The organism is Amycolatopsis sp. CA-161197, from assembly GCF_050942255.1.
Lineage (GTDB): Bacteria > Actinomycetota > Actinomycetes > Mycobacteriales > Pseudonocardiaceae > Amycolatopsis.
Genome location: NZ_CP192059.1, coordinates 10,308,944 through 10,322,267, shown reverse-complemented (window position 1 = coordinate 10,322,267; position 13,324 = coordinate 10,308,944). Strand labels below are relative to the sequence as shown.

The following is a 13,324-nucleotide window of genomic DNA, read 5'->3' as shown; positions in this document are numbered from 1 at the left end:
GGCTTGACGGTCGTCCGGAAAACTCCCTCGGCGGGGTGAGGTTCTTCTCTCAGACCGTGGATAACGGAACACGCGGCAGCTACGTGTAGTTCACTCGTCGCGTGAGTTCCGCACAGGCGCGAGTACGCGCACCCGAACTGACCGGCGACGTCTGGCTCAACACCGGCGGCCGGCGACTCTCCCTCGCGGAGTTGCGCGGGCGGATCGTGCTGCTCGACTTCTGGACCAGTGGCTGCATCAACTGCCTGCACGTGCTCGACGAGCTGCGCCCGCTCGAAGAAGAATTCGGCGACGTCCTGGTGACCGTCGGGGTGCACTCGCCGAAGTTCCTGCACGAGGGCGAGCGCGCGTCGATCGAGGCGGCCGTGCGTCGCTACGAGGTGCACCACCCCGTGGTGAACGACCCGAAGATGGAGCTGTGGTCGCAGTACGCGGTGCGTGCGTGGCCGACGCTGGTGGTCGTCGACCCCGAGGGTTACGTCGTGCACGTCGCCGCGGGTGAGGGGCACGGCGAAGCTCTGCGGCGCGTCGTGGCGGAACTCGTGACGAAGCACGCCGCGAAGGGCACGCTGCGCCGCGGCGGCAACCCGTACGTGCCCGTCGAAGAGCAGCAGACGGAGCTGCGCTTCCCGAGCAAGGCCGTCGCCACGGCGGGAGGCCGCATCCTCGTCGCGGACACCGGCCACCACTCCGTGGTCGAGTTCGCGTCCGACGGCGAGACCGTGATCCGCCGCTTCGGCAGCGGCGAGCGCGGCGCGCAGGACGGGCCGTTCGATCTCGCCAGCTTCACCGAGCCCTCGGGCATCGCGCTGCTGCCCAACGACGTCGCCCAGCGCGCCGGCTACCACGCCGTCGTCGCCGACACCGCGGGTCACCGGCTGCGCGGCCTCGACCTCAACACCGGCGAGGTCACCACCGTCGCCGGCACGGGCAACCAGTGGCGCAACGGCACCGACACCGGCAAGGCCCTCGACACCGACCTCACCAGCCCGTGGGACGTCGCGTGGTGGGCGCCCGCCGGCGGCGTCGTGGTGGCCATGGCCGGGAACCACACGCTCAGCGTCTTCGACCCGATCTCCGGCGACATCCGCCGCTTCGCCGGCACCACCGTCGAAGGCCTCAGAGACGGCGACGTGCGCGAAGCGTTCTTCGCGCAGACGTCCGGCCTCGCGCCCGACGGCGACAAGCTGTGGCTCGCCGACGCGGAAACCTCGGCGCTGCGCTGGATCGAGCCCGAGGGCGAGACGTTCACCGTGCACACCGCCGTCGGCACCGACCTGTTCTCCTTCGGCCACGCCGACGGCCCGGCCGACGAAGCGCTGCTGCAGCACCCACTGGGCCTGGCCGTGCTGCCCGGCGACCGCATCGCGATCGCCGACACCTACAACGGCGCCGTCCGTCGCTATGACCCCTTCACGCGCGAGGTCACCACGCTCGCCACGGGCCTCGCCGAGCCGCAGGGCCTGCTGTTGCACGACGGTGAGCTGTTCGTCGTCGAGTCGGCTGGCAACCGCGTCGCGCCGGTCGGAGCCCAGGTCACGACCGTGGCCGGCGAGAAGAACGCCGTCCGCCGCCCGCCGACGGTGCTCGCGACCGGCGACGTCGAGTTCGCCGTGGTCTTCACGCCGCCGCCGGGTGAGAAGCTCGACGACCGCTACGGCCCGTCCACGCGGCTGGAGGTCAGCGCGTCGCCGCCGGAGCTGCTCGCCGACGGCGCCGGCATCGGTACCGACCTCACCCGCCGCATCCGGTTCGCCGACGGCGTAACGGAAGGCGTGCTGCAGGTCGTCGCCCAGGCGGCCAGCTGCGACGAGGGCGGCGAGCACCCCGCGTGCCGCATCACGCGGCAGGACTGGGGCGTGCCGGTGCGCTTCGAAAGCGGTGGTGAGCGCACGCTCAGCCTGGTCATGGCGGGTGAACCGAAGCCGGCGGCACCCGGTCAGTAGCATTGGGGCGTGCCTGACAAGCCCAAGCTCCAGATCCAGATGCTGCAGGACCGCGTGCTCGTGCGCCTGTCGCCGGAGGAGGGCGAACGCCGCAGCAGCGGCGGAATCGTGATCCCGGCGACCGCGCAGGTCGCCCGCAGGCTCGCCTGGGGTGATGTACTGGGCGTCGGCAACAGCGTGCGCAACGTCAAGCAGGGCGATCGCGTGCTCTTCAACCCGGAGGACCAGCTCGAGGTCGAGATCCAGGGTGAGGGCCACTTCGTGCTGCGCGAACGGGACATCCACGCCGTCGCCACCGAGCGGACCGAACACGGCACGGGGCTCTACCTGTAGCTCCCCGGCCACGGGAGGGCAGGCGTGCGCGAAGACGAGACCCCGCAGGACCTCTTCATCGACGACCTGCTGCCCGAGCGCGACGAAGACGACCTCGCCACCGAGATCTTCGCCGTCGTCGACGGGCCGCCGCTGCCGGAGACCCCGCAGCGGCGCCTGCGCAAAGGGGTCGCGCGCACGTTCATGATCGTCGGCTGCGCCCTGGGCCTGTTCGTGCTGCTGTACGCGATCGACCTCGTCACCAGCGCCGGCGACGTGCCGCGCGGCGTGCTCGTGGCGGGCGTCGGCGTCGGCGGCCTCTCCCACGCCGAGGCCGAGGCCAAGCTGCGCGCGGAGCTGCAGCCGCGGCTGACCCAACCGGTGGTCCTGCACGCGGGCGACGTCACGACGTCGATGGTGCCCTCGGAATCCGGCCTCGGCCTCGACTGGCCGGGCACGCTCGCGCAGGCCGGGCACCAGCCGTTGAGCCCGATCACGCGGCTGCTGTCGTTCTTCACCACGCGCGACGTCGGCGTGGTCACCCGCTCGGACCAGGAGCAGGTGGCGCAGGCGCTGGGCACGCTCGCGACGGACAAGCTCAACCACCCGCTGGTCGAGGGCAGCATCGGCTTCCAGCCGGGGGCCGACGGCGCCGTCACGGCGTACCCCGTGGAGCCGCGCCAGGGCCAGCAGCTCACCGACGTGCGGGCGGCCGCGCAAACCGTGGCGGACGGCTGGCTCGCGCCCGGCGGCGTGACGCTGCAGATGGCCGTGACACCGCCGAAGGCCACGTCGAAAGGCGTCCACGCGCTGCTCGACCAGGTCGTCGACCCCGCCGTCGCCGCGCCGGTGGTGTTGCACGGGCAGGGCAAGGACGTCGCGCTGACGCCGGCGGCCATCGCGGCGTCGTTCCAGTTCGCGCCGCGCGACGGCGGTTCGCTCGAGCTGCGCATCGACCAGGGCAAGCTGCAGCAGGCCGTGGAATCCGACCTCGCGTCGACCGAGACCGACGGGCGCAACGCGGAAATCGTGTTCACCTCGGGCACGCCGACGGTCAACCCGTCCGAAGACGCGCGGAAGATCAACTGGGCCAACACATTCAAGACGCTCACGACCGTGCTCGCCAAGCCGACGGGACGTGACCTGCCGGTGGCCTACGACGCCACGAAGCCGAGCCTGTCCACCGATGCCGCCAACGCGCTGGGCATCAAGGAAGTGATCGGCGAGTTCACCACGAGCGGCTTCTCCGGCCCCGCGGCCACGAACATCCAGACGCTCGCCGACCGCGTCTCCGGCGCCATCGTGAAACCCGGCGACACCTTCAGCCTCGGCGCCCGTTCGGGCGCGCGGACCGCGGCCGCCGGCTACGTCAGCGCGCCGGCGAACGAAGACGGCACCGGCCCTTCCGTTGTGGGCGGCGGGGTTTCGCAGCTCGCGTCCACTTTGTACAACGCGGCGTACCTGGCCGGCCTCGGCGACGGCGGCCACCTCGCCCACGACCACTACCTCGACCGCTACCCCGCCGGCCGCGACGCGAAAGCCATCGACGACGCGGGAAACCCGGTGGAGCTGAAGATCACCGACAACGACGACACGGGCTTCGCGATCCAGGCCAGCGTCAGCGGGGATTCCGTCACCGTGCGGATCTGGGGCACGAAGCACTACGTCATCGAGGGCCGCACCGGGGGCACGTCGGACGAGGTTTCGCCGACCGTCCAGTTGGACCCGGGCCCGACGGCGCTTGCCGGCCGTCGATCGGCGCGCCGGGCTTCAGCGTGTCCGACACGCGTGTGTTCCACGACCTGGCGACGGGCAACGAAGTCCGCGAAGAAACGCGCGACACCACCTACGCGCCGCAGCCGATCGTGATCTGCTGACGGGCGTCCACGCCGGACGGAACAGCCCGGCCCGCAGAAGGGGGCCGGGCCGCGAAGTCATCTGTTGATACTTCGCTTGCTCCACAGGCTCGCCACCAAGGCCACGCCGAGTGCGGCGACTCCGACCTGGGTGATGATTTCGAGCCAGTCGATGCCGCTCGTGTCGGCGTAACCGATGCCGCGCGCGATGGCGCTGCCGATGAAAGCGGCCGCGATGCCCACGAGGAGCATCAGCCAGATCGGGATGTTCTGCTTGCCGGGCACGACCAAGCGGCCGAGCAGGCCGAGGATCAAGCCGACCACGATGGCGCTGATGATGCCTGAGACGGTCATCGAAACTCCTCTGCCAGATGGGTTCCGGGCCGAGCCGCGGACTTGGCGCCCGGATGCCCTGGGAACGGACGCCCGGAACTCGAGACCACGGCGAAATCACCCACCTGGCACCAGCGTGCCGCGACCCGCGGCGGGAGCTCTCACCCGCAGCGGGCGAAGTCACCCGGAGAAACACGGATGCCCCCGGCCCGAGCTGGGCCGAGGGCATCCGCAGGGGAACAGGGAGGGCTCAGAAAGCGGCCTCGTCCAGCTCCATCAGCGCGTTGTCGGCGCCTTCGACGATCGTGCGGCGCGAGGACAGCTCCGGCAGCACGGACTTCGCGAAGAACGAAGCGACGGCCACCTTGCCCTCGTAGAACGGCACGTCCTTCGCTGCCGCGCCCGCGTCGAGCTTGGCGATCGCGACCTCGGCCTGCTTGAGCAGCTGCCAGCCCACCAGCAGGTCGCCCATCGACATCAGCAGCCGCACGGTGTGCTGGCCGACCTTGTTGATGCTCTGCGCGTCTTCCTGCGACGCGGTGAGGTAGCCGATCATCGCGCCGAGCATGCCCTGCGAGTCCTCGAGGGCCTGCTTCAGCAGCGCACGCTCGTTCTTGAGCCGGCCGTTGCCCGCCTCGGACTCGATGAACTTCGTGATCTCACCGGCGAGGAACGCGAGCGCCTGACCCTTGTCGCGCACGATCTTCCGGAAGAAGAAGTCGAGCGACTGGATGGCCGTCGTGCCCTCGTAGAGTGAGTCGATCTTCGCGTCGCGGATGTACTGCTCGATCGGGTAGTCCTGCAGGAAGCCGGACCCGCCGAGCGTCTGGAGCGACTGCACGAGCTGCTCGGTGGCGCGCTCGGAGCCGACACCCTTCACGACCGGCAGCAGCAGGTCGTTGATGCCGTGCGCCAGCTTCAGCGCCGCCTCATCGCCGTCCTGCGTCCACAGCTGGTCCTGGAACGACGCCGTGTACAGGTAGACGGCGCGCAGGCCCTCCGCGTACGCCTTCTGCAGCATCAGCGAACGGCGCACGTCCGGGTGGTGCGTGATGGTGACGCGCGGCGCGGTCTTGTTGAGCATGTTCGGCAGGTCGGCGCCCTGCACGCGCTCCTTGGCGTAGTCGCGCGCGTTGAGGTAGCCGGTCGACAGGGTGGCGATGGCCTTGGTGCCCACCATCATCCGGGCGTACTCGATGACCTGGAACATCTGCGCGATGCCGTTGTGCACCTCGCCGAGCAGCCAGCCCTTGGCCGGCGTGCCGTGCTGGCCGAAGGTCAGCTCGCACGTGGTGGACGCCTTGATGCCCATCTTGTGCTCGACGTTCGTCACGAAGGCGCCGTTGCGCTCACCCAGCTCACCGGTCTGGGAGTCGAAGTGGAACTTCGGCACGAGGAACAGCGAAAGGCCCTTGGTGCCGGGCTTGGTCTCGATGCCGGGACCCTCGGGGCGTGCCAGCACGAGGTGCATGATGTTTTCGCTCATGTCGTGCTCGGCCGAGGTGATGAACCGCTTCACGCCGTCGATGTGCCAGGAGCCGTCCTCCTGCTTGACGGCCTTGGTGCGGCCGGCGCCGACGTCGGAGCCCGCGTCGGGCTCGGTCAGCACCATCGTGGCGCCCCACTGGCGGTCGATCATGAGCTGCGCCCAGCGCTTCTGCTCTTCGGTGCCGTTGTTGTTCACGATCATGGCGAAGTTCGGGCCCGCCATGTACATGAACAGCGGTGCGTTGGCGCCGAGGATCAGCTCGGACGCGGCCCACTGCACCGTGGGGGGCAGGCCGAAGCCGCCGAGGTCGTTGGTGAGGCCGAGGCGCCACCACTCGCCGTCCAGGAGCTGCTTGTAGCTCTTCTTGAACGACTCGGGGATCTTCACGCTGAAGGTCTTGGGGTCGTACACCGGCGGGTTGCGGTCCGCGTCGGCGTAGGACTCGGCGAGCGGGCCGGTGGCGAGCTTGTTCAGCTCCGAGAGCACGCCGCGCGCGGTCTCCTCGTCCGACTCGGCCAGCACGCCCTTGCCAAGGCGGTCCTGCACGCCGAGTACCTCGAAGAGGTTGAACTCCAGGTCTCGGACGTTGCTCTTGTAGTGGCCCATGTCGTCACTCCGTGTCGTGTTCGGCTTTCCGGCCGGGCACATGTTCCCTTACTCGCCGGTAACTTCAGGATATTACCTACGAGTAACTGGAGCAAGCGGTTCCGCTCTTCCAGGGGTGTGGATTCAGCCGAAAAACCGACATCGACCAGGAAGCCGACCTCAGGGGGTGCCGCGCGCCACGGCGCGGTCGGCGGGCAGGGGCGTGTGGGCGTCGTCGGTGTGGGGCACGAGGATGCCGCTGCGGAACGCGATGGTCACCGCGTGTGTGCGATCCCGCGCCGACAGCTTGCGCAGGATGCTCTTCACGTGCGTCCGGACGGTTTCGACCGAGAGGAACAGCAGCTTCGCGATCGCCGAGTTCTCCAGGCCTTCGGCGACGAGCTGCAGTACCTGGTACTCGCGGCGCGACAGCGGCATGGCGCCCTTCGGCTGGGTGAGGTGCTCCTCGGCCGGCGCCGCTCTGGGCGACGGCTGCCGTTTCGGCCGCGCGGTGAGCGCCGCCAGCGCCGGGTCGATGTAGCGCCGGTCGGTGTGCGCGCGTCGCACGGCTTCGGCCAGTCGCCGCGGGTCCACCGCCCGCGGCACGATCGCGTGCGCGCCCGCCGCGATGGCCGTGGCCAGGTACTGCTGCGTGCGGTTGACGTCGCGCACCAGCGTCACCAGCACTACGGCGGGGTCGCCGGAGTTGAGCAGCTTCGTGAGGTGGCAGTGGGGGTCCAGCGCCGAGTCGAGGATCACGACGTCGGGGCGCACCTGTTCGCACAGCTGCATCGCCGCGTGGTGGCTCGCCGCCTGGCCCGCCCAGTGCAGCCCCGGCGTCCGGTGGACCATCGACGCGAGGCCCTCGCGGAAGATCGGGATGGGATCGACGACGGCCACCCCCAGGCTGCGGTTCGCGGTCGGTTGTCCGGGCACAGCCGGCGTTCGGTGGGGCTCGATGCCGCGCATCTCGGGCCTCCGTCTTCCAGGTCGTTCCCGGGTCGCCCGGACGCCCGCGCACGCCCCCCGGCGTGCCGTCCTGGCACCACCCGATCCCCCCTGCTGGGACCGGACAGGAATGACACCTTGTCCTTGATTCGACTCCTCCGGAAGGCGCTTGTGACGCGGTTTCCCCCTCATGGCCGTATCGGCCGGTTGCAGCAAACTCTCCGTAGAAAAACGGTCGTGATCTGCGGCTTTTTGGCCCTGTACGACGGCGGGTGCTCCTCCGTTTACTACTGAGGGTGTAGCCCGAAAGATGGCCGCTACGTGACAACCCGTGCACGCAGCGCGGCGAACTCACTTGCCAGCCCGGCGGGCGTCCAGTGGGCGTTGAGGCCACTCGGGTTCGGCAGGACCCACACGCCGGTCTCGCCGATCACGCGCTCCTGCGGCCCGACTTGGGCTCGCTTCTCGCCGAACGCGGTGCGGTACGCGGTGATACCCAGCACGGCGAGCCAGCGGGGCTTGTGCGCGAGGACCTTCTCGACGAGCGTCTTGCCGCCTTCGCGCAGCTCCTCGTCGGTCAGCTCGTCCGCCCGCGCGGTGGTCCTGGCGACGACGTTGGTGATCCCCAGGCCGAGGTCGAGGAGCTCGTGCTGCTCACTCGGGTCCAACAGCCGCGGCGTGAAGCCCCCGGCGTGCAGGGCGGGCCAGAAGCGGTTGCCGGGCCTCGCGAAGTGCAGCCCCAGCGCGCCCGAGTACAGCCCGGGGTTGATCCCGCAGAACAGCACGTCCAACCCGGGCGCGATGACGTCGGGGATCGTGCTGTCCTGCGCGGCGGCAAGCTGGTCCTTGGTGGGTCGGGTGGGCATGCGCCCAGTCTCGGGCACGCGGGTCTCCATGACGCCCGACGGTTGCCCAGTCGACCTCTCGCTGCGGCTACCGGCGGCCGGTGAACCCGAGATCGGGCCCGGCGCGGTGCCCGCCGGCGTGGTACAGACCCCTGGCGCGGGACGGACCCCTGGCGCGGGACGGACCCCTGGCGCGGGACGGACCACCGCCGCGGGACGGACCACCGCCGCGGGACGGACCCCCGCCCTCCTCTGGGGGGCTGCCCTGTCCCAGTTTACCGAGGTCAGGGGCCTGAAAATGGCGATTGTGAAATCTGTGGACAACTCGGGGTCGGTGGAGCCAGTTGTGGATAACTCTTGTCTGGGGGCCGGCCGGGTCTGACTCCCTGCCCAGCTGCCTGCCGGGCGGGGACGCTTGCTCGGCGGCCAGCCGGGTCCGACTCCATGCCCGGCGGCCAGCCGGATCTGTCTCCCTGCCCAGCCGCCGGCCGGGACCTGCCTCCTCACCCTCGGCGTGGGTCGGACGAGCCATCGGCCCAACCTCGGGCACCCTGTCAGACATGACCACCACGCCCGACGGTTGCTCGGTGGACCTCTATCTGCGCCTGCCCGCGGCCGGCGAACCGGAGATCGTCCACGGCGCCGTGCCCGCCGCCGCGTCGATCCTGGAGTTGGGCAGCGGCTGCGGGCGCGTGACGCACCCGTTGCTGGCGCTCGGCCACGCCGTGGTCGCCGTCGACGAGTCGCCGGAGATGCTCGCCCACGTCCGCGGCGCGGAGACGGTCTGCGCGCGGATCGGCGACCTTCGGCTCGGCCGCGAGTTCGACGTGGTCCTGCTGGGCAGCCACCTGGTCAACACGGCCGATCCCGCGGAGCGCCACGCGCTGCTCGCCGCGGCCCGGCGGCACCTCGCGCCCGGGGGCCGGCTGCTCGTCGAATGGCATCCGCCGGAGTGGTTCGACCACGTGGCCGACGGACCGGGCGGGCTCATCGGGGAGATCGGCGTTTCGCTGCACGACGTCGTCCGCGAGGGCGATCTGCTGTCCGCGACGGTGCGCTACCGCGCCGCCGAACGGGAGTGGCACCAAGAATTCACCTGCCGGCGCCTGGGTTTTCCGGCGCTGTCCGAGGCGCTGACCTCGGCCGATCTGACCTTCGGCGAGTGGCTGACCGCTGACCGGGATTGGTTCTCGGCACGCGGGGTAGCGGATCAGGTACCGATCTAGGTAGCCTGTGTGATCTCTCGCACAACGTCGTAGGGAGGAGCCCGCGTGCAGCTTTGGGTTGTCCTCGCACTGGTGGCCCTCATCCTGGCAGCCGCCTCGCTGATCGTGGTTCTGGAAGACCGGCGCGCCGCCAAGCGGGCGGCGCTGCGGCGCAAGGCGCGGCTAGCGCGTCTGGGCGAGGTCGATCCGCTCGCGCCCGGCCGGCTGAGCGTGGATCGCTGAAGGGATTGCGCGCAGGGCGAGCAGCAGGGCGCCGAAGAGCCAGCCGAGGCCGGCGCCGAAGGTGTTGGTCATGAGGTCGTCGACGTCGAAGATGCGGTAGACGAACGGCGCCGTCCCGAAGTTCGCGGTGAGCTGCGTGATCTCGATGGCCAGTGACACCGTCGTGCCCACGGCCAGCGCGCCGACGAGGCCCCGGCGCCACAGGACGCGGGCGAAGATCCCAAGCGGCACGAAGAGCAGCACGTTGAGCGCGACCTGCTGGAACGTCTGCGTGCTGAACCAGTGCGCCGCCGAAAGTCCGTGCTTCACCAGCTCGGTGTGGATGTCGGCGATCCACTGGAACGGCCGCAGCTGCACCGTCTGCTCGAGGCGCCGGCCGTTGGCGCTCGGCAGCGGCAGGAAGACGACCGCGAGCGCCATGCACGCGTAGAAGACGACCGCCGCCGTGGTCACCAGGCGGCGCAGCCGCGGGCGGCCGTAGCGCGCCAGCTGCAGCACGAGCTGCGGGACGAGCAGCGTGCCCCACACCGCGAGGAATCCGATGAGCCCGTACTGCAGGGCCGCGACCTGTGCGTTCGTCATGCCGAGAACGTTATGGATCTTGGGGGTCACGCCACTTCGGTCGAAGAGCCGGACGGAATCCGGCCGGGTCGGCCATCTGGCCGAGGGCTGCTTAAGCCGATCGGTCAGGCTCCTCGTCGCGCTGCTCGTCCTCGGCGCGCTCCGACCGCCACGCCGCGAACACCGTGCCGCCGACAAGCAGGGCGACGACCACGATCACGGTCAGCACGATCTGCAGTTCCATGTGGCTCCCAGGGGTTCGGCCGATTGATCGCTGCCGAGGAACCGACCGTTACGCGCTACCGGAAGTAACTGTTACCGCAAGTTGTGGAAATCGCCGCCACCTGTGCTTACGCTGTCGATCATGGACGACGTGGTCTACACCAGGGCCGGCACTGGAGCGCCGCTCGTGCTCATCCACGGGGTCGGGCACCGCCGGCAGGCGTGGGACCCGGTGCTGCCGCTGCTCACGCCCCACCGCGACGTGATCGCCGTGGACCTGCCGGGGTTCGGGGAATCGCCGCACCGCGAAGGCGCGTACGGCGTGGGGCCGGCGCTGGAGCTGTTCGCGAAGCTGTTTCTCGACCTGGGGATCGAGCGGCCGCACGTGGCGGGCAACTCCCTCGGCGGCCTGCTCTCGCTCGAACTCGCCAAGGCCGGCCTGGTCCGCAGCGCCACGGCCCTGTCACCGGCCGGGTTGTGGACGCCGCTGCAGCGGCACTACGCCCTCACCGTGCTGCGCACCTTGCGCACGCTGGCCCGGCACACGCCCGAGCGGAGCGTGCGTCGGCTGGCCATGAAGGGGGCGGGCCGCGCGGCGCTCACCGGGATGATCTACGGCAAGCCTGAGCGGCTGGCCCCGCAGGTGATCGTCGACGACGTCCGCGCGCTGGCCGGCGCCGAAGGCTTCGCCCCGACGCTCGCCCAGGCCAAGGGCGGTTTCCGCTTCACCGGACCGGTGCGCGCCGACGTACCTGTCACGATCGCGTGGGCCGAGTACGACCGCGTGCTCGCGCGGCCGAAAGCGTCGGCGCTCGAGGAGATCGCACCGCACGCCCGGCTGCTCACGCTGCCGGGTTGCGGTCACGTGCCCATGGGCGACGCGCCGGGCGTCGTCGCGCGGGTGCTGCTGGACGGCAGCGAAAACGCCGGGTGACATTTCCCCATCACCCTCCTTTTTCCTCTGGTGAGGCTCTTCCCGTTTGGGCAGACTGCACCGCCGTGTGCCTGTTCCAGGGGACGACGGGCGCGAAATCGGAGGAAACATGAGGCTCTTCACCCGGCTCGCGGTCACCGCCGCGGCCGCACTGGCCACTGTGGCCGTTACGAGCGTGCCGGCGTCGGCCGCGCAGACCACGGACGTCCGGATCATCACGCTGAACGACCTGCACGGCAACCTCGAGCCGCCGGCGGGTTCGGCCGGCAAGGTGTTCATGGCCGACGGGACCAGTGTGGACGCGGGCGGCGCCGCGTACGTGGCCACGCACGTCAAGCAGCTCGAGTCGCAGGTGCGCAACTCGATGGTGCTCTCGGCGGGCGACAACGTGGGCGCGTCGCCGGTGATCTCGGCGCTGTTCCACGACGAGCCGACCATCGACTTCCTCAACGAGCTGGGCGTGAAGGCCTCCGTGGTCGGCAACCACGAGCTCGACGAGGGCTATCAGGAACTGCTGCGCATGCAGTTCGGCGGCTGCAACAAGACCGACGGCTGCCAGTTCCGCCCCACCTACCAGGGCGCGGACTTCCCGATCCTCGGGTCCAATGTGTACTTCACCAACGGCCTGCCCGCGCTGCTGCCGTTCTCGGTGCAGTTCTCCGGCGGCGTGCCGATCGGCATCATCGGCGCCACGCTGGAGGACCTGCCCTCGGTCGTCACGCCCGACGCCATCAAGGGCCTCAAGTTCGGCGACGAGGCCCAGGCCATCAACCGCACCGCGAACCTGCTCGACCTGCTGGGCATCAAGGCCCAGGTCCTGCTGCTGCACCAGGGCGACGAGACGCTGCCCGGCGCCGGTCCGAACGACTGCAAGGTGGCGCCGGGCGGCGAGGCCGACGTCATCGCGAAGAACGTGAGCCCGAAGGTCGACGCGATCTTCACCGGCCACAGTCACCAGCAGTACAACTGCGTGATCAACGACCCCGCGGGCCAGCCGCGGCCGGTGATCCAGGGCGCGTCGTTCGGCCGGCTGCTGTCCGTCGTGGACCTGAAGATCGACCTGCGCACGCGCGACGTCATCCGGTCGCAGACCAAGGCGCACAACGAGATCGTGACCCGCGACGTGACGCCGGACCCGGCCGTCGCGATGCTCGTGGACGAGGCCAAGACCAAGTCGGGCCCGATCGCCAACAAGCAGGTCGGCACCATCACCGCGGACCTCACCGCGGCCGGCGCGCCCTCGGGTGAGTCGACGATGGGCGACGTGATCGCCGACGCGCAGCTCGAAGGCACCAAGTCCAACAACGCGGTCGTCGCCATCACCAACCCCGGCGGCATCCGCGCGGACCTCAACTACGCGTCTTCGCCCAACGGCGAGGGCGACGGCGTGGTCACCTACGGCGAAGCGTTCACCGTGCAGCCGTTCGCGAACATCATGCAGACGATCACGCTCACCGGCGCGAACCTGAAGAACGTGCTGGAGCAGCAGTGGGGCCAGCCGGGCGGCACCAAGATCCTGCAGATCTCGAGCAGTCTGCACTACACGTACTCGGCCTCGGCGCCGATCGGTTCGCGCGTTTCGAACATCACCGTGAACGGCACGCCGGTCGACCCGGCCGCGACGTTCCGCGTGTCGGTGAACAACTTCCTCGCCGCGGGCGGCGACGGGTTCACCGAGTTCACGAAGGGCACCGACCTCGCGGGCGGTCCCGTGGACCTCGACGCGCTGATCGCGTACCTCGGCGCGCACCCGGGCGTCACCCCGCCGCCGGCGGACCGGATCACGATGGTTCCGTAGTTCTGTTCCGAGTAGCCCCGCCCCTCTTGCCGTTTCGAGGGGCGGGG

At 70.1% G+C, this 13,324-nt stretch carries 13 protein-coding genes; 7 read left to right on the top strand and 6 right to left on the bottom strand.

What is annotated here, in order from left to right; all coding sequences use genetic code 11:
- Positions 1 to 101 precede the first annotated feature (101 nt).
- From ACQPXB_RS48915 to ACQPXB_RS48905, 3 genes are read left to right on the top strand one after another with little or no spacing between them, the layout of a single operon-like run.
- Positions 102 to 1,946, top strand: coding sequence for an NHL domain-containing thioredoxin family protein (locus ACQPXB_RS48915; RefSeq protein ID WP_432848912.1), 1,845 nt, complete (start codon positions 102 to 104; stop codon positions 1,944 to 1,946).
- Between the two features lie 39 nt (positions 1,947 to 1,985).
- Positions 1,986 to 2,279: a GroES family chaperonin gene (locus ACQPXB_RS48910; protein ID WP_360598303.1), complete on the top strand. Its 294-nt coding sequence runs from the start codon at positions 1,986 to 1,988 to the stop codon at positions 2,277 to 2,279.
- Between the two features lie 24 nt (positions 2,280 to 2,303).
- Entirely contained in the window at positions 2,304 to 4,127 is a 1,824-nt protein-coding gene (locus tag ACQPXB_RS48905; protein WP_432848910.1) for a VanW family protein, read from the top strand.
- Positions 4,128 to 4,192: 65 nt separating this feature from the next.
- Here the strand turns inward: ACQPXB_RS48905 and ACQPXB_RS48900 are convergent, their stop codons facing one another.
- From ACQPXB_RS48900 to mug, 4 genes are all read right to left on the bottom strand, one after another.
- The gene (locus ACQPXB_RS48900; RefSeq protein WP_354865225.1) at positions 4,193 to 4,468 is read right to left on the bottom strand and encodes a GlsB/YeaQ/YmgE family stress response membrane protein; all 276 of its coding nucleotides are present in this window, start codon (positions 4,466 to 4,468) and stop codon (positions 4,193 to 4,195) included.
- Positions 4,469 to 4,697: 229 nt separating this feature from the next.
- Complete coding sequence (locus ACQPXB_RS48895; protein WP_432848908.1) at positions 4,698 to 6,542, bottom strand: acyl-CoA dehydrogenase; 1,845 nt, start codon at positions 6,540 to 6,542, stop codon at positions 4,698 to 4,700.
- Positions 6,543 to 6,701: 159 nt separating this feature from the next.
- Positions 6,702 to 7,490 carry a response regulator transcription factor gene (locus ACQPXB_RS48890; RefSeq protein WP_366580117.1) on the bottom strand — a complete coding sequence of 263 codons (789 nt, stop codon included), beginning with the start codon at positions 7,488 to 7,490 and terminating at the stop codon, positions 6,702 to 6,704.
- A 296-nt stretch (positions 7,491 to 7,786) separates the two neighbouring features.
- Positions 7,787 to 8,335 carry a G/U mismatch-specific DNA glycosylase gene (gene mug / locus ACQPXB_RS48885; protein ID WP_432848907.1) on the bottom strand — a complete coding sequence of 183 codons (549 nt, stop codon included), beginning with the start codon at positions 8,333 to 8,335 and terminating at the stop codon, positions 7,787 to 7,789.
- A gap of 539 nt (positions 8,336 to 8,874) precedes the next feature.
- Here mug and ACQPXB_RS48880 point away from each other — a divergent pair.
- Both ACQPXB_RS48880 and ACQPXB_RS48875 read left to right on the top strand, forming a co-directional pair.
- Positions 8,875 to 9,540 (top strand): class I SAM-dependent methyltransferase, encoded by a 666-nt coding sequence (locus ACQPXB_RS48880; RefSeq protein WP_432848905.1) that lies wholly within the window; start codon positions 8,875 to 8,877, stop codon positions 9,538 to 9,540.
- Positions 9,541 to 9,585: 45 nt separating this feature from the next.
- A complete protein-coding gene (locus tag ACQPXB_RS48875) occupies positions 9,586 to 9,762 on the top strand; it encodes a hypothetical protein (protein ID WP_220245205.1) in 177 nt (58 codons plus the stop codon).
- On the opposite strand, the gene ACQPXB_RS48870 is transcribed toward ACQPXB_RS48875, so the two are convergent.
- Together ACQPXB_RS48870 and ACQPXB_RS48865 are read right to left on the bottom strand one after the other, a co-directional pair.
- Positions 9,703 to 10,374, bottom strand: a complete 672-nt coding sequence (locus tag ACQPXB_RS48870) for a VanZ family protein (protein ID WP_432848903.1) — start codon at positions 10,372 to 10,374, stop codon at positions 9,703 to 9,705. The two genes, ACQPXB_RS48875 and ACQPXB_RS48870, sit on opposite strands and share 60 nt — an antisense overlap.
- Positions 10,375 to 10,435: 61 nt before the next feature.
- Positions 10,436 to 10,567 carry a hypothetical protein gene (locus ACQPXB_RS48865; RefSeq protein ID WP_364169609.1) on the bottom strand — a complete coding sequence of 44 codons (132 nt, stop codon included), beginning with the start codon at positions 10,565 to 10,567 and terminating at the stop codon, positions 10,436 to 10,438.
- A gap of 120 nt (positions 10,568 to 10,687) precedes the next feature.
- On the opposite strand from ACQPXB_RS48865, the gene ACQPXB_RS48860 reads away from it, so the two are divergent.
- Positions 10,688 to 11,479 carry an alpha/beta fold hydrolase gene (locus ACQPXB_RS48860; protein WP_432848901.1) on the top strand — a complete coding sequence of 264 codons (792 nt, stop codon included), beginning with the start codon at positions 10,688 to 10,690 and terminating at the stop codon, positions 11,477 to 11,479.
- 109 nt (positions 11,480 to 11,588) lie between these two features.
- On the top strand, positions 11,589 to 13,277 hold the full coding sequence (locus tag ACQPXB_RS48855; RefSeq protein WP_432848899.1) for a bifunctional metallophosphatase/5'-nucleotidase: 1,689 nt from the start codon (positions 11,589 to 11,591) through the stop codon (positions 13,275 to 13,277).
- The last annotated feature ends 47 nt before the right edge of the window (positions 13,278 to 13,324 follow it).

What these genes read in the sequence shown, in the direction of transcription:
- ACQPXB_RS48865 (WP_364169609.1), bottom strand. Translation starts at nt 10,567, where the DNA reads ATGGAACTGCAGATCGTGCTGACCGTGATCGTGGTCGTCGCCCTGCTT.
- ACQPXB_RS48900 (WP_354865225.1), bottom strand. Translation starts at nt 4,468, where the DNA reads ATGACCGTCTCAGGCATCATCAGCGCCATCGTGGTCGGCTTGATCCTC.
- ACQPXB_RS48890 (WP_366580117.1), bottom strand. Translation starts at nt 7,490, where the DNA reads ATGCGCGGCATCGAGCCCCACCGAACGCCGGCTGTGCCCGGACAACCG.
- ACQPXB_RS48855 (WP_432848899.1), top strand. Translation starts at nt 11,589, where the DNA reads ATGAGGCTCTTCACCCGGCTCGCGGTCACCGCCGCGGCCGCACTGGCC.
- mug (WP_432848907.1), bottom strand. Translation starts at nt 8,335, where the DNA reads ATGCCCACCCGACCCACCAAGGACCAGCTTGCCGCCGCGCAGGACAGC.
- ACQPXB_RS48880 (WP_432848905.1), top strand. Translation starts at nt 8,875, where the DNA reads ATGACCACCACGCCCGACGGTTGCTCGGTGGACCTCTATCTGCGCCTG.
- ACQPXB_RS48910 (WP_360598303.1), top strand. Translation starts at nt 1,986, where the DNA reads ATGCTGCAGGACCGCGTGCTCGTGCGCCTGTCGCCGGAGGAGGGCGAA.
- ACQPXB_RS48895 (WP_432848908.1), bottom strand. Translation starts at nt 6,542, where the DNA reads ATGGGCCACTACAAGAGCAACGTCCGAGACCTGGAGTTCAACCTCTTC.
- ACQPXB_RS48860 (WP_432848901.1), top strand. Translation starts at nt 10,688, where the DNA reads ATGGACGACGTGGTCTACACCAGGGCCGGCACTGGAGCGCCGCTCGTG.